9 protein-coding genes are annotated in these 20,050 nt (G+C 50.9%); all 9 read right to left on the minus strand.

Features of this window, described 5'->3' with window-relative positions; genetic code table 11:
- Position 1: 1 nt before the first annotated feature.
- Positions 2–1,852 carry a DUF1998 domain-containing protein gene (drmB, locus tag METBU_RS0114020; RefSeq protein ID WP_017841232.1) on the minus strand — a complete coding sequence of 617 codons (1,851 nt, stop codon included), beginning with the start codon at positions 1,850–1,852 and terminating at the stop codon, positions 2–4.
- A complete protein-coding gene (drmA, locus tag METBU_RS0114025) occupies positions 1,849–5,892 on the minus strand; it encodes a DISARM system helicase DrmA (RefSeq protein WP_017841233.1) in 4,044 nt (1,347 codons plus the stop codon). Before drmA ends, drmB begins: the two co-directional genes overlap by 4 nt.
- Before the next feature lie 61 nt (positions 5,893–5,953).
- Positions 5,954–9,124 carry an RNA-directed DNA polymerase gene (locus METBU_RS0114030; RefSeq protein WP_186005683.1) on the minus strand — a complete coding sequence of 1,057 codons (3,171 nt, stop codon included), beginning with the start codon at positions 9,122–9,124 and terminating at the stop codon, positions 5,954–5,956.
- Positions 9,125–9,151: 27 nt separating this feature from the next.
- The gene (locus tag METBU_RS0114035) at positions 9,152–10,435 is read right to left on the minus strand and encodes a type IIL restriction-modification enzyme MmeI (RefSeq protein ID WP_017841235.1); all 1,284 of its coding nucleotides are present in this window, start codon (positions 10,433–10,435) and stop codon (positions 9,152–9,154) included.
- Between the two features lie 252 nt (positions 10,436–10,687).
- Positions 10,688–12,268 (minus strand): IS66 family transposase, encoded by a 1,581-nt coding sequence (gene tnpC / locus METBU_RS0114040; protein ID WP_040575328.1) that lies wholly within the window; start codon positions 12,266–12,268, stop codon positions 10,688–10,690.
- Positions 12,269–12,323: 55 nt separating this feature from the next.
- The gene (locus tag METBU_RS24205) at positions 12,324–15,107 is read right to left on the minus strand and encodes an Eco57I restriction-modification methylase domain-containing protein (RefSeq protein WP_017841237.1); all 2,784 of its coding nucleotides are present in this window, start codon (positions 15,105–15,107) and stop codon (positions 12,324–12,326) included.
- Positions 15,104–18,247 (minus strand): DISARM system SNF2-like helicase DrmD, encoded by a 3,144-nt coding sequence (gene drmD / locus METBU_RS0114050; protein WP_138767051.1) that lies wholly within the window; start codon positions 18,245–18,247, stop codon positions 15,104–15,106. The genes METBU_RS24205 and drmD overlap by 4 nt, the downstream gene beginning before the upstream one ends.
- Complete coding sequence (locus METBU_RS0114055; RefSeq protein ID WP_201764862.1) at positions 18,228–18,722, minus strand: very short patch repair endonuclease; 495 nt, start codon at positions 18,720–18,722, stop codon at positions 18,228–18,230. The genes drmD and METBU_RS0114055 overlap by 20 nt, the downstream gene beginning before the upstream one ends.
- 18 nt (positions 18,723–18,740) lie before the next feature.
- Positions 18,741–19,799 carry a DNA cytosine methyltransferase gene (locus METBU_RS0114060; protein ID WP_017841240.1) on the minus strand — a complete coding sequence of 353 codons (1,059 nt, stop codon included), beginning with the start codon at positions 19,797–19,799 and terminating at the stop codon, positions 18,741–18,743.
- Positions 19,800–20,050 lie beyond the last annotated feature (251 nt).

The following is a 20,050-nucleotide window of genomic DNA, read 5'->3' on the forward strand; positions in this document are numbered from 1 at the left end:
ATCAAAAACCTTTGAAGAAGCCAGCTTCGGCATGTTCGAAGGTCGGGATCAACAGTGACCTGTCCAAATATCGATTACCGCGTTCACACGAAGTCTCGGCCACGAAAGAGCAGGCATGGCAAGCCGCGGCATGCAGGGTTCTGTCTTTGGCCGGATCATGCTCTGAGCACAACGGATCGGAAGAACAGACTTTGGCTCGTTCCAAAGCTTGCCTCAGCAGTCGCCCTAGATTCTCGGGTTTACCAAGCTCGACCAAACCACCCAGCGTCCCATCGGAATCGGCTGCAGCCGTGTAGATCAAAATGCCCGCTTGCGGCATGTCATCGATCATGTCGGCATAGACCCGCTCACGAATACTTGCCGCGTTGTAACCGCACTCCAAAGCCAATTCCCGGATCAGAATATGCGCAAGGGTATGCAACATCGCGTAGCGAATGCCTGGGTAGTCGCCATCAGGACTCAAATGCCTGGCATTACGCCACCCTCGGTGACCACCCAATAATATTTGATCGATGCCGGCAACGGCTTTCTTGCCTTCCCATTCCTTCAATGCCGATTCGTTGAATTGGATGAAGATTCCCTCACCATGAACCTCGCAAGCAGGCACCCATTCTGGATTAGATCGAGAAAGCGGTGCCATAGACGAATGTTCCTGTCCAATCGATTCATCAGGGGATTCGACGCGAGTGAAACCAATCAGTGCATTGACTTCGCGCAAACGTTCCAACAGTAACACTCGACTGATTCTATCCTTGAATCCTTCCGGCACGTCAGTCGGCGTACTCATGAAATGTGGATAATCGGTAGGTGGATTGGGTGACGACAAGACTTCCCATTCTGGTCCTTTGATGTCTGCTTGTTCGACGACCTGATCGGTACCGTCACGGTGGTGTTGAATGGCAACCCATACCGTTTCGACTTCATATTTCTCTATGCCTTGCGCCTCGCCACGTTTCTTCAATGCCTTGATCGTACCTTTCAACTCCGACAGGTCTTCCGTATCGGCAAAGTCTTCCCAATAATCGGTGATGATTTGCTGCAAAGGTGAACCATTCTGCTGAGGAATCGCCAATGCCGACAAGGTCATGGGGAACCAGCTGTTGGTGGCACCCAACAAGACTGCTCGAGGAGCTTCCGTGCAGTCATGATCGAACCAATCCAAATGCGGATGTCGTCCACGACAGCCAGGTAAATTTTCTCTGCCGGCTTGTCCAAAGGCATGAGCCATGCTTCGAGATGCCGAACAAGTATCGCACTTGACCCAAAGATTTTCGGTTTGTAGTGATGCACCGCTTTCGAAAAATCGCAGTGTGCCTTTGCATTCGCTGGGACCACCATGCACGAAGTAATGCCAGGGGAAGTCGTCCAAGTGACCGCCGCGACAAGCCAACAGGAAACGCGCCGGTACAGCATCGGCGTCTTTGGCCTTGTCACTGCCTTTCGAACCAGTGCATCCCTTATGTACGAATTTCGTCAACTCAGGTCGATAGCGATTTTCCTTGAGGCCGAACAGGCCGAGATCGTAAGGCGAGAGCAAGCCGCACTTCACGCAACGCAACCATCGTGGAAAAGGACGTACTGGAACTCCGATGTTGGCCTCGGCCGACCACACGTCGGCGAGTTCACTTTTCGAAAAGGGCGGCATGCGCAGACTCTCGACCTGGTCGCCCAACACCTGCCGTACGGCATTCAATAAGCGAGCTTCATGGATGGGCTGACATCTGTCTCGCTCCCAACGGTCGATACCGGACGTTACGACCGATAGATTCGGTAAATCGATCAGGGCACCTGGACCATAGGTCCACAACAATTGGCTCGGTCGCACCTCACCAACGGGAGTTTTTTCGCTCATCCTTCATCCTCTTCATCTCGTTCCGTAACAGTCGAACGTGGTCTCCACTCGTACTCGTCTTCCAAGCGAGACGTGTTCATGATCAACCGCACGCCTGGCTCGACTTCCCGCATCGACATTGGCACCGTCCAATTATCCCAGGCACGAAGACCGGGCGATTTGATCAAGGCCACCGTCGTATCTTTTTGTTGACCACGCTTCTCATAAGCCAAGGTTCGGCCACCCAAACTAGCTTCCTTGGCCCAATCGTCAGCCCTTGCCTTCAAGCCATCGATCGCGAGCTGTTTCTTGGTGTTGTCCTCGACGTTACCGGCGCGAGCGGCCAATACTTCGATGACCTTGGTGACCTCAGACTGATTGGCCTGCTCCAAATGACCAGCCCCTACATTGGGACTGAAGGCTTCATGACTCAAACGCATGACACTGAGCATGGCTCCGGTTAGTCCACGATCCATGGCTCGTGGCGAAAATGGTGTGACCGATTGTGCTTCGACGTGCTTGTAGAATGTCGCGTGATAATGCTCGAAGGTCTCGTAGTGTGAGAGGTCTCTAGGACGAGCCCAGGTCAGAACAGTACAGACCAGGCCCGGCGATGCCCGTCCGACGCGGCTGGTAGCCTGAATGTACTCTGCCGTACCTTTTGGCTGACCATTGACGGCCATCAACCCCAATCGATTGACGTCGACTCCGACCGACAGCATATTGGTGGCCAATACCACGTCGATGGCTCTGACGTCACCGTCTTGCCAACGACAGACGTACTTACCCTTTTCCGCATCATATTCGGTGTTGAATTTGACTTCCAACTGATCAAGATACTTGGGAATGTCCTGGCTGGAAACACGCGAGGTCAATTCCCGGATGTTGTTGACGCCACGTTGCCCCAATCCTGGCCGTTTTACCAGACTCATCTGAACACGATAGGATCGAGTCTGCACGTCGTCCTCGGCCAAACGTTTCATACCACCTAGCTCACGTAAGGAATTGAAATAACCGACCATGGTCATGTAAGGATCGGCAGCCGAACCAAATCGTTCGAACAATGTCTGACCAGCCGTCAAGAATGCGGTATAGACGCGTATCAACATGGCCGGTCGAGAACTGCCCGGCGAGCAAACGCCCAAATAGCGGCGTCCCGGACGGTCTTGGATTGGACGTTGTATCGAGAAAAAATTGTCCTCCACATCCAAACCATGAGGCGGAAACACGGCAACCTGTCGCATGAACACGTTGTTGACTTGTTCTCGTGCCTTGCGCACCGTCGCCGTCGACGCAATGATCTTGGGTCGAACGGTCAAACCATCCAATTGCCAGGCGCTCAATTCGTCGACTGCCGTTTCGTATAAGCCGACCATGGTCCCTAGTGGGCCGCTGATCAAATGAAACTCGTCCTGAATGATCAGATCCGGTGGACGTATGGGCGAAATCGTTTTGACTTTTACCGCAGGCAGGCTTTTTTTGGCCTGGTGAGAGCCATGACAATCCGCATCGGGTAACACCAGGCCATGTCTCGGGCATTCCCGATCGGCACGACCAAAAAGAGTTCGCACTTCGCCACGCCAAGCCATCATCGCGAATTTGTCGACCGTACTGATCATCATCGTCGGTGGGCGATGATAGATTTCTTCGTCGACGACCAGTACCGGAATACCAGGATGGGTTCGTTTACTGGATTTTCCTTTGGAGAATTCGCATTGACCTTTCTTGTCGCCACAGTAGATCACGGTCCGCAATGTATCCCGATCCACTTCGATGTCACGACCGGGTGCGATTTCCGATCCGCACCAGGGGCAACTGGTCAACTGCGCCGGCGACGCTAGTCCAGTCGTATTTTGACCAGGGTTTCGTCTCGCCTCGATGGCACGATGGCTGTCCTGGGTGGTGCCTGGCGTAACCTTGTTGCCAACCCATAGACCAATGGTAAAGGGTTCCTTGCCCAACGATTCGTCACCCTTGTCCAACGCTTCCCGCCGTAATACGTCCATCGCACAAATCAGCGTCGTGGCACGTTGGAATTGCTGCAAAGTCAACAAACGCAAGGTATAACGCATGATCACAGCCAAACCGCGCGAACTATCATAACCACCCAAATTGGGTTGCATGCGGCGTATGGCCATGGTGAAAGCAGCCACTCCCAAATAGGCCTCGGTCTTACCGCCACCGGTCGGAAACCACAGCAAGTCGGCGTAGGCTTCGACGGGACGGGTTCGACCCTGATGCTTGGGGTCGGTCAGTGACGGTATGGACAACAACAAGAAGGCGAGCTGAAATGGCCGCCAACTTCGATTCCCAGATATGTCGGTACTTGCCAAGGAAAGGTCTTCCTTACGCCGCATGGCCAGGGAATAAATACTCCGCACCCTTTGCGTCGCCATCGCCCGATTGGCAAACCGAAACGCAGCCAACGCCTTGTCATTGGTTTCCAAAGTGTCGATACCCTGTCTAAGGCGAACCAACACCTCGTGGCACCGATCCAATGTTTGATGGGCTTGATGGTCATGCCCGATTACATCCTGACCGATACGGACACGCTGTTCGTGAATCCATTCAGCATAATCGTCGGTCAACACACGCAAAGCGAGCGACAATTCCGATTTTTCGAGGGTGGCCAGAGTGTGCATGTCCAGCCAACCGTTTTCCAGCATTTTTCGCATTGCTGAACGATCGGCGGGATCTTCTCCTGGTGTTTCCGTCACTGCTACCTCGTATTGGGGCATGATCACGGTGCGAATCTCGGTGGCCAGCGTCACGTCGTCACTCAGATTGGCATGGACAGCGACACCATGGCCTACGCTAAATTCGACCCGATTTCGGTAGATCATTTCCAATGCCTCGCGCTCGGGATCCATGCCGTTGGCATCCAACATGGGGCGGCGACGAAAGATAGCTCGATTGGAAGACTTGGGGGCGGCACGGATGATCATTTCAGGCTGAAACAGCCAAGCCGAATCGCGATTGGTTTCTGGTTCCACTTGAGCATTGACCAGAAACAGTGTCACCAAACGATCGCCATTGGCATTGGGTGCGCGAATCGAGCCCTGAATCCTGACCTCCGGTTGCTCCGGGTCGGGAGCCTGATGGGCAATGGTTCCCGTGGTCAACGGTAGTATCAACTTGCCACCACAGGGTATGCGCTGCCAGACTTTGGCTCTGACTTCTTCTTGTTCCACCCGCACGACGTTGCCGTCCGCATCACGCACCTTGCGGTTGATGACTTTTGTTTGCCCACCATCTTCGCCGGACAAACGTTCGTAACGTCCGAAACCGACATCGACCTCTATGGCCGACGCATCGCCCGTGACGCAAAACGTGAAGCCCATGCTGGAAGGTATCAACGACTGATTGCTGCTGGCATCGATTTCATCGGTGGAATCCGATTCGGGTTCGACACGCCCCGTCGTACCAGCAAACTCGGCGCCGGGTTCGTGTTGGCCGGGTAGCGATGTATCTACAGACTCTTCCTCGTCTTCATCGACGAGTGATCCTTCCCAGTTTTCAGTGTCAGTCGGCGCTTGTCTGGGGGCCAATTTGCCGACCAGATAACGATCACGAACACTCATGTCGACGATTTTTTCATGTGGTCCATCTGCCGGTCCCAGAAGATCGTCCATTACCGCCAGTTGCAGTAATTCCCGGATATAAGCGCGTTCCCGAGCGCCTTCACCGCTGCCGATGACAGGGATGTCTTCCAGACGGGTTTTCAAGACATTCGTCATTCCTTCGATGAAATCGGTCCATTGCAAACGTCCTACCGTGCCCGACCCAGGTAAGGAAAAGGACGTATCGGTCAACGGTATCTTTTCATCTAGTACCAACGATCTATCGAAATACAAGGTCGTGGTCTCGAGGTCGGAACGAATCCGCATGATCCTGGCTACTTTCGTGATGACCTGCGAATCGTCGACGATCAACAGCCAATCGTCTTCATAGATGGATCGATACAGGGATCGTTCGCCATCAAGAAGTAGAACGTAGGGTGCCAAGATCGGGTCGACGGCAAGTCCTTTGTCTACTGCGATCCACGCGTTTATTTCAGTCATTCAATTTTTCCATTTAAAGTCGTGATTTTTGAAGAAGTGCATCCAATATGGTCCGAGTCATTCACTTAGGCGTAGTACGTCTCGCCGGAGACAAATCGAATCCTTCCGGCACTGGTTTATAAGGGTCATCTTCACATGGCCAGCGTTTCTCACGGCTTTGAAACGCTCTCAAGTTCTCAATGTCGAGCTCGACGACGACTAGATGCTCGTTTTTGCCACCTCGCAATCGGCACAGATCTCTTTCATGATGAACTTTGGCTGGAACTCGAACCCTGCTATCGCCATACTTCCTGTTATTTACCAACGCAATGTGAGCATGAACATCCAAGCTGGCAGATTCGACGAGTGCCGAAAACGTTTCCAAATCCTGATTCCAAGAAAGAACCATCATGCAATCGACATAACCCTGAAAATATTTGCGATAAGAAATGTTTTGCAGCTCCGAGCAAACCAACACCCCGAAATGAAAGCCAGCGTGGTCGTATATCGGTTTTGGTCGATAGCGGAGTCCCTCGGTCCATTTTCGACCAAATAGCTTCAACAACATTTGATCTTCTCCGGGTGCAGGCAAGCATTTGGGCTGACGTATCTGTACCGAAGTGGGAAAGCCCAATCGATCATCCATCAAAACCAAAACGGCCTCGCTATGAATCGAGTCCAAAGCCCCGATTTGATAGTCCAGTCCTGCAATCAGACTGATGTTCGCGTCTCGTAGCATCCCCGAAACGGTATCTATCCATCTTTCGGGTAGAGAAAGCTCTGGAAGTAACAAATGGGTAGGCTTTGGATAGGCAGAAATGGTCGCATTGACGATTCTTTCGATGCGGGCATATCTCTGAGGAGAAATGTCAGGGCGTCCCTTGGCTGCGGCGATATAGCTGTCGTCATTGGTCAATAAGCTACTGATACCCAATTTGATGAGGGGCTTACTTTTCGTCCCGAGCTTCGCAAACCTTTTTTCCTGATTGGTATTTTCACTTTCAGAAATGGTGGGTGGATGGACATCGAATCCGAGTAGATTGCCCCATACCCATATACCACGCATGGCTCGGGTATATTTGGCCCAAGCCTTGGCTGGGTTTTGGACACCGTCGCCAAAGATAGTTTGTTCAGGAAGAAACAGCGGTATCTCTTGGGTAGAATAAGGCCGAGTTGGAAACAAGTATGGTAATAAAGAGACGTCTTTCCCTGGTTTTCCTCTCCCGGAACAGCGACCGTTGACTCTATTGACCCCTGAAGCACTTGGAATGGATGATTCATCAAGGAAATCACGTAAATCATCTTCGAAATCATACAGTCCATGTAACTGGGTTTCGTCGACAACCGACGGGCGTTGTCTCGTCGCGTCTCGGCGTAAGTGATCTTTATAGGCCGTTTTTGCCCAATCCGCTTCTCTCAACGAAATCGACAACCTTTCGATTTGTTTAGTATCAGTACCCAAGCCAACTTTTTCACATACGGATAGCGCTGTTTCCGAAAGAGGTCTGATTCCTCCTTTTCGTTGGCTCCATCGCAGTGACCGAGTCAAGGCATCGGCACTCAGTTTTCGTACGGCATCCTCTAAACCTTCCCATATTTGTTCGATATTTCCGGAGGCCTTATGACCATTGATCTTTATTGGAACCTCTTGAGTATGCTTCCTGAGCGTTCGAAGAGACGTAAAAACGGCATCCAATAATTTCGAAGCCTCTACCCAATCCATCAAGGCAACGGCCAAAGACAAAAGTCTTGGCAAATAATCAATGTGGTCAAGGATCTTATCTGGGCGCAGAATGTGACTATGAGCGAACTCATAGAATTTGATGCGTTCGTCTTTCCAATCGTCGGATCGCAAATCTCTAGCAAACATTTCCACGGCACGAAGTTGGATGGACCAACCCAAGCGACGAACCGACAAACCATCGGCACGACGCAATGTATCGGCTTCTTCGGATGGATGCGCGGCGGCCGTCAATATCTTGGCAGAAGACATGGATTCCAATCCTTTCAAAGATGGCATCAATCGTCGCTCGCTGGATACACTACGAATCTGTGTTTCGATGTTGTCGAGTAAATCCAGTCCCGCTTGCCCTTGTAAGAAAAAGGCTTTTTGTTTGTTCTTCTGTAACGTTAGTTTCGTTGCGCCTTGAAAACCGCCAGGCAGTTTCAGCTCGATTTCTTCCGTATTACTGGCATCTTCCGGAAAACACTCGGTTCGTTTTGAAATGAAGTCCAAAAGAGCACTGGTACTTCTAAGATGGCCTGGGTCACGAAGTACCAAAAAAATATCATCGACGTATCGTCCGTAGTAAATGGGGGTCAATCCCTGTTCTATATCGCGATCCAATGAGATCAACAATGCATTCGAAACGATCCGGGATATGGACAATCCTATTGGTAAGCCACCAATTTCGATGTCTTCAGATGAACACCCCATTTCGATGAGTTTTTGAGCCGTAAGTTTTGACCAGCCAATAAGGGCTTTGACGAATGCCTTGGTAAAGTCCAATTCCCAAGCATCGAGTTCGATGCCTGCCGATGCTAGAAAACGCTTCTTGCTGATGAAAGAAGGATCGATTTGATGATAGTAACTGGTGAAATCCATTGAGATGGCCACGACCGATCGATCTCCTTCCAATTCCTCACGGATCGCATTCATTCCTCGTTCGCGCCACTTTCTATACAACCCGAAATACGGCATGAATGAGCCGATAGTCTCCAGGTGATAACGGCCTACATTGGTTTCAATTTCTTTGGGATCAGGTCGGTAACGGCGAAGTCTCGCACCATACGTGGATTTGGACAAAACAGTGTCATATTTGTGACCGATCAGATTGATCCAAAGCGCCGACATCACATGCATTTCGACCGGGAATTCGCCAACGAGCCTGAATTCTGGTGTGATTTCTTTGGCATTGCGAAGAAACTCAAAAGCCCTCGTCGAATCAGAAAAAAAGCAGTGTCCGCCCAATTCCGCCTTCTTATCTTCCCTGCCTTCCTTGTCTTTTTTGGGTTCGATTCCCAGTTTTTTGGCGGTAACACCAGGTGTCCCGATGTTTTCGATCAAAATGCTTTTGGCTTTCCCTGCGTGCAAGCGATCTAACAACTTGGACAAGTTTTCAGGCAGGTTGGACTCGTATTCGGCAAATTGACTGGCAATACAAATGGATCGTTCGAAATAGCAATCAGCCTTGGCTTTTCGATAGGCATAGAACAGGTCTTTCAATTCGATATCTAACCACGATTCCCGCATTTTCATTTCCATGGGCGTCTATCCATATCAGGGTTTGGCTCTATAACGAATGGCATCAGACTCACCTTGAGATTCGACGTATTCGTCTTTCAATAGCTCATCGATCGCAAAAGCCCACTCATTAGGATCGGCGCCACAACCATTCAGAATGGCTGATTTGTTGAACCAGCCTTTGTGGGCTTCGAGCCAGGCAAGCATTTGATCTGAAGCGATTTTCCCCCATTGATTGCCCACTTTGACAGAGGTTGGTTCTAGAATTTGATTGTCGTTTTGATCCTCAAAGACTAGTTCTGTTTGATAAAAAGACTTACTTGTTGAAGGATGTTTGGCACGAGCAGTAATTTTTTTATCTTTTAATTGTGATCCATTCGTTGATTCAAGTTCATTCTGAAGTTTGTTTAAATTTAGCAACCTCGTTATGATTAATGATCTATTTTCTTCGGAAATAGTGAAACGTATTCCTTGTTTAGTTAAGTTGAAATTATGATTTATTTCAGTTACTGGAATTGAATACATTTCGCAAACAGCTAAATCAAGCTGTATATGCATTTCTCGCATTTTTTCTATTGCAGGTATATTGCAATTAGGATTATGAAAGCTCTGATAAATTGATGTGAGCCCGTTATCTAGCTCCTTCATGGTAGAAATTCTAAACTGATGGTAATCTTTAGAAATTTTTAATACTTTATCTGAGTTTTTTTCAAAAATTAATGGAAATGTTTCGAAGCATGTTGAAGGTATATAACGAATATCTGTTTTCATTCGAGTAGCAAAATTAGCTGCATACTCTTCATGGATTGTAGAGTTTAAGACACCCCAGCTACAATAATCATCCAATAAAACCACCACAACTGCGTTTGTATATAACCAATCTATTGAACCAAATTCAAACCATGACATGTTCGATGTATATGGCCTTATAAGCACTCGTGAAAGATTTTTCATGCCGTCATAAAGTTTTACTCGAGGCCTATGAAATTGCCACCAATTCTTTCTTCTTGGACGTTTTGCATCTGGCTGAGAAAAACGCTCTTTTAATATTTCTGTGGCCGTATGAAATTCTGACTCTGCTCTTGCTAGGGGCAGATCGGATAGAAAAATCACCCAGCGTTCAGGTTTAATTATTGAAGTAGACGTCAATTCTTTTCCACCAAGTATAGGCTTGAAAACCACGGAATATTTTTCTTCTTCTTTAATACAGGAGCGAGCTGTCTCTTTGGATATAAAGAAATCACCAAGCAATTCCGATCCTTTGTAACAAATGGACTGGTTCTTTAAAAGTGGTTTTGGCTCAGAATTGACATCATCCAATAATCGAGGAGATATGTTTCCAACCAAAATATTATTGATATATAAGCAGCCATTCCAATCGCCTTTAATTAAAAAAGCTACCGAAACATAAACCGAAGCAGTGCCAGGCCACTTTATATCTGTCAGAGCCGAATAAATCTTACCTGAGTCCTCTGTAATCGGAATTAGAGATGCTTTGAGGTTTTCGCCTTCTGATATGCTATTTGTTACTAATAAGCCAATACGTAATCGTTTAGCCCCCCCCTGTTCCTATCACGCCAAAACCGGCATAGGCAAACGAGGGACGGGTTGGTTTTTACGGCGTTCGGCCAGTGTTTGAGCAATAAACTCCCAAGGATTCAGGTCTCTCAAACGCGCGGTATCAATCACGCTCGCCAGCAAGGCAACCACGCGACTGCCTTGTGCCGTCCGCGAACCGAAGGTGATTTTGCGCAGCAATACCCAGTGCCGCAAACTGCGTTCCGCCACGTTGTTGGTCAATGGATGCGCCGGCGTTTCGACCACGCGCACGATGGCCTCCCAATCGTTGAGAAATTCGCCGGCTAATTGTCGGCTGTCAACATGCGCGATGTCTCGGTGCGTCTCGCAGAGCGAGCGCAGCAAGGTCAGCAACTGTTGATTCTGCGCCCATAAGGATTCGGCATCCGGCGGCGATTCGCGGAGTCGGTGGATGTTGCGCATCAACAGGATCATGGCCAATAACAAGGCTTCGCCGAAAGCTTGTCCTTCGCTATCCAAGCACTGATACAGTGCTCGGGCCTTGCGCACCAAGTGCGCCCAACAGCGCAAGCGCCTAGGAAAGATGCGATAGACGCTGTAGCCGTCGGTCATCAGTAAGCCGCAAAACGCTTCCCCTAAGAGCTGGTTCACGACGAGACGATGGCGTTTGCCCACTTGATAAATCACCGTCTGTGCGCTGACAAAGACCCAGAGCCAAAATAACTGCCCGGCTTCTTTCCAGGGTGTTTCATCGATATGTAAGAGGCCGGCGGCCTTGAGTTCCGCGATCAACTGCTCGTCGACGACCGGCGCAACGGCACGTCCCGCTTCATGAATGCATTGATTGATGGTGCTGGTGCTGAGGTCGATCCCCAGCCAATCGCGCAAATAGGCTTGGATTCTGCTGCGCGATGCCCGTAGGGACAATGAGAGATAAACCAAAAAGCTAACCAACCGAGGGCCGCACAGATGCCATTCGCTCAGGGCTACGCTCCAGCCATCTTCGTCGGCGCCTCGCCCGGGCTCGGCNNGGGNTTGATGACCGCAGGGACAGGTCGCCGAGAAGTAGTCATGTCGGCTATGTTCGATTTGTAATTTCGGCGATTCGGCGTTGCCGATTTCAAGCTCCAGTTCGAACCGGGCGTTCCAGGGTCGGTAGTCGGTGTTGTCGGCAAACGATTGCCTACACGCGGCGCAGCAATCCGGGCGATGCTCAATTGTCCGTGTCACCGGTAAGGTCAGGTTGCGGCTATAGCCTGGGNTACCGACTTGGCGCCCGGCTTTTTTAGGCTTTNCGCTATNACCGGTCGCCGCCGGAGGTGTTGCCGAGTCCTGGCTAGGTAAGTCATCTGACGAAGACTCAGACGAATCCAGTGCCGACAAGTCGTCCGTTGCCGGCGCTTCTTCCGACGGTTCGGCGCTGGATTGATTCGATTGCCAAGGCTCCCGGGATGACGGCGGACGCGAACTCGTATCCGGGGATTGTTTGAGTCGTTCTCGGGCTTCTTTGAGATCCGCCAACAGTTGCTTACTCAATGGACGCAACTCACCCTCCGGCAAATCATCCAGATAGTCCGTGTCCATTTGGCTAAGGTCTCGGTCGCTCAACGTCATGTCCTATAGCTTTTCATGTTTTAACGGGAGATGCTACTTTTTTAGTGATGGGGGGCTAAACGATTACGCCAATACAGCCATCTTTTCGAATTAACGAAAACCCTTTTCTAAGGAAATAGGTGCAAAGATCAGCCTTTCCAAGTGATTTCTCATACACTGATAATAATGTTTTTAAATATCGATTACCAAATATACTAGATATTCTACTTCCGTGGTGGTATGGCGGGTTTCCTATAATTGCATCAAAACCATTCTTGATAGAAAAAACTTCGGGAAACTCTAAGGCCCAATGAAAAGGCTTTAGTCGTTCATTTTTTGTTGACAAATCCTTCGATAGACTAAGGAATGCGCGGTCCGAAATATGTTTATGAGTTTTAATATCTCCAAGCAAATATTGCTCAGCCTCAATCGATAATACTGTAAGCGTTGGAACAAGGGCATTTATATTTCCCTCGGTACGAAAAACTTCACCGATAAATGTATCCGCTATCAGTTCCGGAGCTTCGAGTTTTGCTTTGGCTTCGGTATCTAGCCTGGCCATCGCCTCCACGTCATGAATGTCCCGAATCGGCATTTGGCGTAAGCGTTTGCGTAATTCGATGGCTTCGGCGACGGCCTGTTCGATGTTCCGGCCGAAGATGCGCATCTGCGTATTCTTCTGACCCGGCGTCATGCTCAATTCGGTGAGCTGATCCAATCGGTGTATGCCCAGTAGACTGTCGCCACAGCGCAGATTGTGGTCCAGAAAACCGAACGGCCGTCCTTTTGCAAGCGTCACCAACCAGATCGAAAGTTTGGCCAGTTCCACCGCCAATGGATTCAAGTCCACACCGTACAAGCAGCGCTCGGCGATCAAGCGGCGGGCGATGACGATGCGTTCTTCGTCGTCTCTCGGCAAGGTCTCCTCGCCGGTCACGGCGTCGCGAACCTCGCCGTCGACCGTGACGTATTTGCCAGACGATTCCGCTTGGCTCCAGGCCTCGACCAAACGTTCCGCCAACCAGCGGCAGACTTGCACCAAGAACGCGCCGGAGCCCATGGCCGGATCGCAGATCTTTAGATCCAACAATTCGGCGGCCGATTTGAGCTGCCACTCCTCGCGCGGTTTGCCTTCCGCCGGGCCGACATAGACCACGGGCGTGAGGGTCTCGGTGACGATGGCTTCGGTCAGGGATTTGGGGGTGTAATGGGTGCCGGTCTCGCGCCGGTCGGAACCGGTGGTGACCATGAATGAGTCTTTAGGATAGACAAGCGGATACCCCCAAGGATCGACACGCAGTAGATTGGCGAATGGCTTGACGCGATCGCGCAACGCAACGTCGGCGTGACATGCCGTCAGCAGTTTGTCGGCCAGTAAATCGTCGACTACTTTGGCCAGGTCGTTACGGATACGACTGGCCGAACTGCCGGAACGCTCGCGAAGCAATTCAGCCAGTTTTTCGGCGCCGGCTGTTCGCGCCGTTTCCAACTCAGTCAAGGTCACCCAAGGTGATTTGGCGCTCTTGGTAGCGTCCAATTCCAAAGTGACGTCCTTGGCACGTTTGACGGTGCGTTCTAGCAAACCTTCATAGACGTAGCCGATCTGTTCTACGTCCAGTGCCCGATAAGACAAGGTGCGGCCCTGGAATTGCTGGATCGCGTCCAACAGCAATAGGACGGTGCGGTTGTCGATGGGTAGTGGTTTGGCGGGATCAATGCGCCACTGGCTGTGTTTGTCACGTCCTTCCAGGAAAGGAAACCGGTCCGGATCGAACAATGAGCCACCCAAGGCTGGCATGCGCAGGTTCTCGTGTTCGATGCCGCCGAAGACAGCACGGAACAAGGCCAATAGTCGTGACCAGGCATCCCAACGACGTTCGAGGATTTCCGCGCTGTCGGCACGCAGCTGCATTCGCAACGTGGATAGCGCATAGTGGGATTCGTAACGTCCGTCACCCAACAGCAACAAACCGCGTTCCTCGGCGGACAACAGGAACACCAAGCGCATCATCACCGTCAATGAGGCTTCGTAGATCTCGGCGGTCGAGACATCCGCCAACAAGGTGCGGTCACGGTCCAGGTCGGCTTTGTCCAAGGACTGGATCAATACCTCCACAGCACGACGCACCTGTTCGCCGAGGGCTTCGGTGACTTCGTCTTGGTGTTTCAGTGACCGATCGAACAATGCCGGCAATCGTTCCGACTCGTCGACGAAGAAACGGCGAATACCGAGCAAATGCACGAAGGCTTGCAGCGTAATCGGTTCTTGTCCCCACAAGCGGGCATACCAACTGGCGAAGGTGGTAACGGCACCGACGGGGGCATCCACCAACATCCAGCGTTCGCCATTGGTCAGCAATCCCAATCGGCATCCGGTTCGGCGGCAGAGGTTCACCATCCTTTCCGCCGGATTCGTGGCCCAGCCATCACGCTTACTGGTGGCTTCCAGATCGGTGTGGACCGGAAAGGTTTGGATCAACATCAGGGCATTGCCGCTCTGTTCGTCGATCACGGCGGCATCCGGCGCCAGTTTCACGCCGTATTCGGGCAAATCTATGATCAGTTTGTCGGGAATGGCCGTACCACGTTTCAACACGTCTCCGCGCCCGTCCTCGTCCAATTCCAAACCACGGTCCAGCACTTCGGCTATCCAGGCCTGATGTAATTCGGAAAAGCGTGGATCGTCGTTTTCCAACGCTTCTCGCCATTCCTCGTAGGCTTGGCGCAGACGTTTGCGCTTGTTGGCATCCAGTTGCTCGAGGCCTTGCGGGAATACCTCTTTTAGTACCGGCACCGCCAGGAACGGGCCGGATATTTCGATCAGCGACAACCATTCCGCATGCGATTCATTGAAACTCATGTTCGTACACCAACTTCCATGCCTGTGGGGATCAGAAAGACGACAGCGACCGGGAAGGTTCGGTCAGTGAAGTCGGCATAGCGAGCCTCGATGGCTTGGATTTCTCGCTGGCGTTCCTCGGGGATGCGATCCAAGCGCGCTTGCAACGCACCGATGTCGCGCTTTAGTTGGGTTTTCTCGTCATCGCTGAACATGTCGAATTGTTGTGGCTGTTCGTCTTTGTGCAATTCGGCCTGGATGGCTTTTTCGAGTTCCGATAGGACGTTGGTGATGTCTTCGATTTCTTGGGCCTTTCTAGTGTTCAGGGTGTTGATCAAATGCTTGAGTCTATCCTTGGAACGGACATCGACGGTTTGCAGTAATGCGTTTTCGCTTTGTTCGAAGCGAAAACGCAACGTTTGAAAATTGGCCTCGTCGGCCATTGCCGGTTTGGCCTGGTCCAACCAGTGTTGGATGCGCGTGACGCCATCTTCCCGTTTGAAGCCTTGCTCGCGGAGATAACCACCGGCAAAGGTCAATTCCTCGTGCAAACGGTGATGGTTTCCGCCGGTGATGAGCAAACGAGAAATCACCACCACGGCCATTTCGTTCAGTTCGGAATCCGATACGCTTCGTACCGTTACACGATGTAACTTCTTGACGTCGTCCTGTGCCCAGATCTCGGCCCTCAGCAGTCTCAGACACATCTGCACCAAACGATGATTGAGATGGATCAGCACCACGTCGTCACGGCCATTGGCGACGGCATGATCGAATGTGATCGGGCGAGTGACTTGGGTATGAGGGTGTCGCAAGCCTTCCAGGCAGCGTGCCCAAGATCCTGCAAGTGCTGGCATCTTGAACACGGAATCATCTGGCGTGGATGGTATGCGAATGCTTTGCAACTGTGGTTTGCCGGCGAGTTTCAGCGCGGTTTGCACGGCCATTTCGATGTGTTGGGGCGTGAGGTGAAAATCGTGACGGGTCTCTAGTAACCGTTCGTGCAATTTGGCGACACGAGCCTTGAGTTCTCGCTCTGCTTTGACGTATTTTCGGGCGCCGGCGATTTTGGCTTCGGCAAGGCGGGTATCCAGGTCCGTGAGCGAACCTTCGATCAATCCTGCCATCTGCGGAGCGATGACCGGATTGACGCTGCCCATGTCGGCGCGCATCGAGTCCAGTTTGCGTAAGGCTCGAATGATGTCTTCGCCGTGGCCACCGACCTTGTCCTTTCCTGAATCACCACCGTCGACGGGATGCCAGATCAACACTTCTGAATGCCGCTGACCATGCCGGTCGACACGACCGTTGCGTTGCTCCATGACATTGGGATTGTAGGGAATTTCCAGGTGGATCAAGCAATGACAGTGGTTCTGCAAGTCGATACCTTCGGAAGCCGCATCGGTGGCAAGCAGGATACGCACTGCGGAGTCGCGCGGCGAGGTTTGGAATGCAGCCTTGACTCTCTCGCGCTCATCGTGATCCATGCCGCCGTGCAAAATCTCCAGACGCTCACCGCCAAAACCATGGCTGGCCAGGATTTCATGTAGCCATTGATGGGTAGTACGGTACTCGGTGAAAAGAATGACACGGTTGTCGTTCCAATCGCCATGGGTCTTGAGATGTTCTTTACACCATTCGAGTACGCTATTGGCTTTGGAATCGGCTTGATTCTTGACCCGTTGCGCCCAAGACCTGAGTTCATCCAATAGTATACGTTGCTCTGGAGTCAGCTCGGGCGCTCGCCGAGAAGCTTCTTCGACGGCTTCGGCTTGTGCAGTCTCGTAGTCTTGGTCATTGGCGTAATCTTCCTCGACCTTGAGTATCGCCTTATACAAGATGCGCTCGGCCATGACATCGCGTTTTTGCCGAGTACCCGCGCCCGAAAGACTGGCAATGTGTTTTTCCAAAGTCGAAGCGAATGCCGCTGGTGATGAAAACAGACGTTTCTTCAACAAGCGGTTGGTGAAGGCCGTGCCGAATGCATCATTATTTTGAGCAGCCGATTTTTCTCGGCTGGAACAATATTCGTCGAGCTTCTGATGAATGGCCCGTTCTTCGTCGGTATAGGCCACCAACAAGGGTTGTAATACCCGCTTGGGGTAGATTGGATTACCATCGCCATCGACCAGATCACTCTTCAAACGGCGGATCATGACTTGCGAGAGGCGTTTTTCGTCCGGTAGGATGTTGCGTGCGAAGCGCTGGTCGTCGAGGAGTTCCAGTAGTGAGGTGAAGGATTCGGTGTAACCGTTGTGCGGCGTAGCCGTCAGGAACAACCGATGCTGGAAGTGCGGGCCAATGGCACGGATGAAACGAGTGCGTTGGCTTTCCAGGGCATAATGCGCTCCGGCCGAAGGAGCGACATTGTGTGCTTCGTCGACGACCAAGATGTCGAATTTACGGGGAAAACCGATGTGGGGAGGCAGAACGTCACGCATCAGCCTGAGACCTTCACCCGTCTTTGCCCAGTCCATGGATGTGATGAGTCTTGGATGTGACGTCCAGGGATTGGCGTGAATGCCCCGTTCACGGCGCAACTGCTTGATATAGGCCGTATCGACTATCTGGAATTCGAGACCAAATTTCTCCAGCATCTCGACACGCCATTTTTCTTGTAGAGAGGCTGGACAAACGATCAAGACGGTGCGCGCCCGATGTCTGAGCAGTAATTCCTGAATGACCAAACCAGCCTCGATGGTCTTACCCAAACCCACGTCATCGGCGATCAACAAGTTGACACGGGCCATGTCGATGGCTCTGACCAGCGGATCTAGCTGGAAGTCTTCGATGCTGACGCCGCTACGGAAGGGTGCTTGCAGGAAACCGCGATCGGCGTTGGTTGCGGCTCCCCAACGTACTGCATCGAGAAAGGCTTCCAACGTATCGGGATCGTCCTGACCAGAAATCGAAGGCAAACCAGCTCGCTCTATGGTGTGAGCGCCGGGTTCGATTTCCCAAATGACTTCCAATTCCTCGCCGAGACCATCTTCGTCGATGGAGGACAAGGTCACCAGATTCTGTCGAGCGTGGTTGGTCGCCAATTGCGATGATACGACGTCGGCTACGACCCATTGCCGGCGTCTGACTTCTACCAACTGGCCTGGTTCCGGCGGTGTAGCATAATAAATTCTCGTGTTTTCATCGACCGCTTGATTCATGAGTTCCATCTGTGTTCTCTTCACTATTATTATTTTGGTCGAGACTTACTTTGGCCTCGCTCCGTTTCACATCGATGACTGCATTGATTTTATCGGCAGCCATTTCTGGGCATTCGTGTTCCCAAACACGAATCACGGTCCAGCCGATTTCTTTCAACTTGGCATCGGTATCGGCATCTCGAGCCCGATTGGCTTCGATCTTATGCTGCCAAAACTCCGCATTACTCTTAGGCCAACTCGCATGTTCCGGGCAACCATGCCAGAAACATCCGTCGACGAAAATCGCAATTTTGAGCTTGGTAAAGGCCACGTCTGCAATACGTCGTGGCTTCTTCAGCACTTGGTAATTTACTCGATAGCGTAGTCCAGAGCGCTGCAAAGCTTTTCTCAAAGCCATTTCGGCTTTGGTACCAGTCTGCCTGATCTTCTTCATTCGATGACTGGCTTGTGGTGACGAGGCTTGGATTCGTCTCACCGAGAATGACTGAATTTATTAGCTGGAAACGGCTATCGACAAATGGTTGGTGATGCTCCTCGCAATGGCTCTACCTAATTCAACGGGCACTGCATTACCTATCATCCGACCCAAAGCCTTGAAGCTTACTTCGGCCTCTTCTGGTAAAAATACGTAGTCTTTTGGGAAACTTTGAAGGATGGCGGCTTCTCTCAAGGAAATGGCACGATCTTGTTCAGGGTGACCAAAGCGTCCGTTTCCGAAACCATAGCATTGTGTGGTCATCGTCGGAGCGGGCTTGTCCCATTCCATTCGACCATAGACACTTGGATAGGTTTTACCTGTCTTGGATTTATGGCAATCGGCTATCAGATGCTCCGGCCAATCTCGCCAAGTGCCACCAGGTTTGGAAATCCGAATCCGTTGAAGATTTTTATCTGAAAGTGTCGATGCAATGTGTAATTTGTCATCAGGATTAGACTCTCCAGCCTCGATGATAGGCATATTCCCGATGGCCTCTTCGACGGTCATTGGTTTTGAATGAGTAGGTTCGATCATTCGAATCTCGCCGAATCTGGAAGCCAAAAGAACCATACGGCGCCGAGATTGCGGAACACCGTATAGTGAACTATCCACGACGCCATACCAGACGTGGTATTCTAAATTCTTCAATTCCGTCACGAAATCATGGAAGACCTGATGTCTGACGACTGTCGGTACGTTTTCCATCGTGATTACATCCGGGTTGGTTTCCCTTACCAATCGAACAAATTGATAGAGCAACCCCCATTTACCATCTATTCCGTCGGTTTCGTACCGTTGCGCGTAAGTAGAAAATGGTTGACAAGGTGCACAGCCGGCCAATATTTTCAGCTCAGAATCGCCAAACAATTCATTGATTTCATCGCCAGTGACTTGGCTTATGTCACGCTCCAAAAACCTGACAGTGTTGTTAGTCTCGTAAGGAAAACGGCAAGCGGGGTCTAAGTCGATACCTGCTACAACGGGTATGCCCTCTTGCGTGAATCCGTGTGTTAGGCCACCAGCGCCACAAAAGAGATCCACGCAAGAAAAACTCACATCAAATCCAAAGTTCATTATGCAACCAAAGTCATTTAAGTCTATTAAATTAAGTTAAATATTTTTCAAATATACAGTAAAGCCAAGCGGTTATACAAAATTAACCTGGTATTTTGAGCAAGATTCATAATTGTCAAAAATATCTTAATGAGTATTCCAGATAGTTTGAAAATTAGCATAAACCACCCACGGTAACCGTACGCATTTGATTTTCTATCATATACCAACGCAATCTTTGATCTCGGCCAATAAAGCACAGGCAACTCTGG

This window comes from Methylotuvimicrobium buryatense 5G, from assembly GCF_000341735.1.
Lineage (GTDB): Bacteria > Pseudomonadota > Gammaproteobacteria > Methylococcales > Methylomonadaceae > Methylotuvimicrobium > Methylotuvimicrobium buryatense.

Coding starts and splice junctions, on each gene's coding strand:
- drmB (WP_017841232.1), bottom strand. CDS start 1,852: ATGAGCGAAAAAACTCCCGTTGGTGAGGTGCGACCGAGCCAATTGTTG.
- drmA (WP_017841233.1), bottom strand. CDS start 5,892: ATGACTGAAATAAACGCGTGGATCGCAGTAGACAAAGGACTTGCCGTC.
- METBU_RS0114030 (WP_186005683.1), bottom strand. CDS start 9,124: ATGCGGGAATCGTGGTTAGATATCGAATTGAAAGACCTGTTCTATGCC.
- METBU_RS24205 (WP_017841237.1), bottom strand. CDS start 15,107: ATGAGTTTCAATGAATCGCATGCGGAATGGTTGTCGCTGATCGAAATA.
- drmD (WP_138767051.1), bottom strand. CDS start 18,247: ATGAATCAAGCGGTCGATGAAAACACGAGAATTTATTATGCTACACCG.
- METBU_RS0114060 (WP_017841240.1), bottom strand. CDS start 19,799: ATGAACTTTGGATTTGATGTGAGTTTTTCTTGCGTGGATCTCTTTTGT.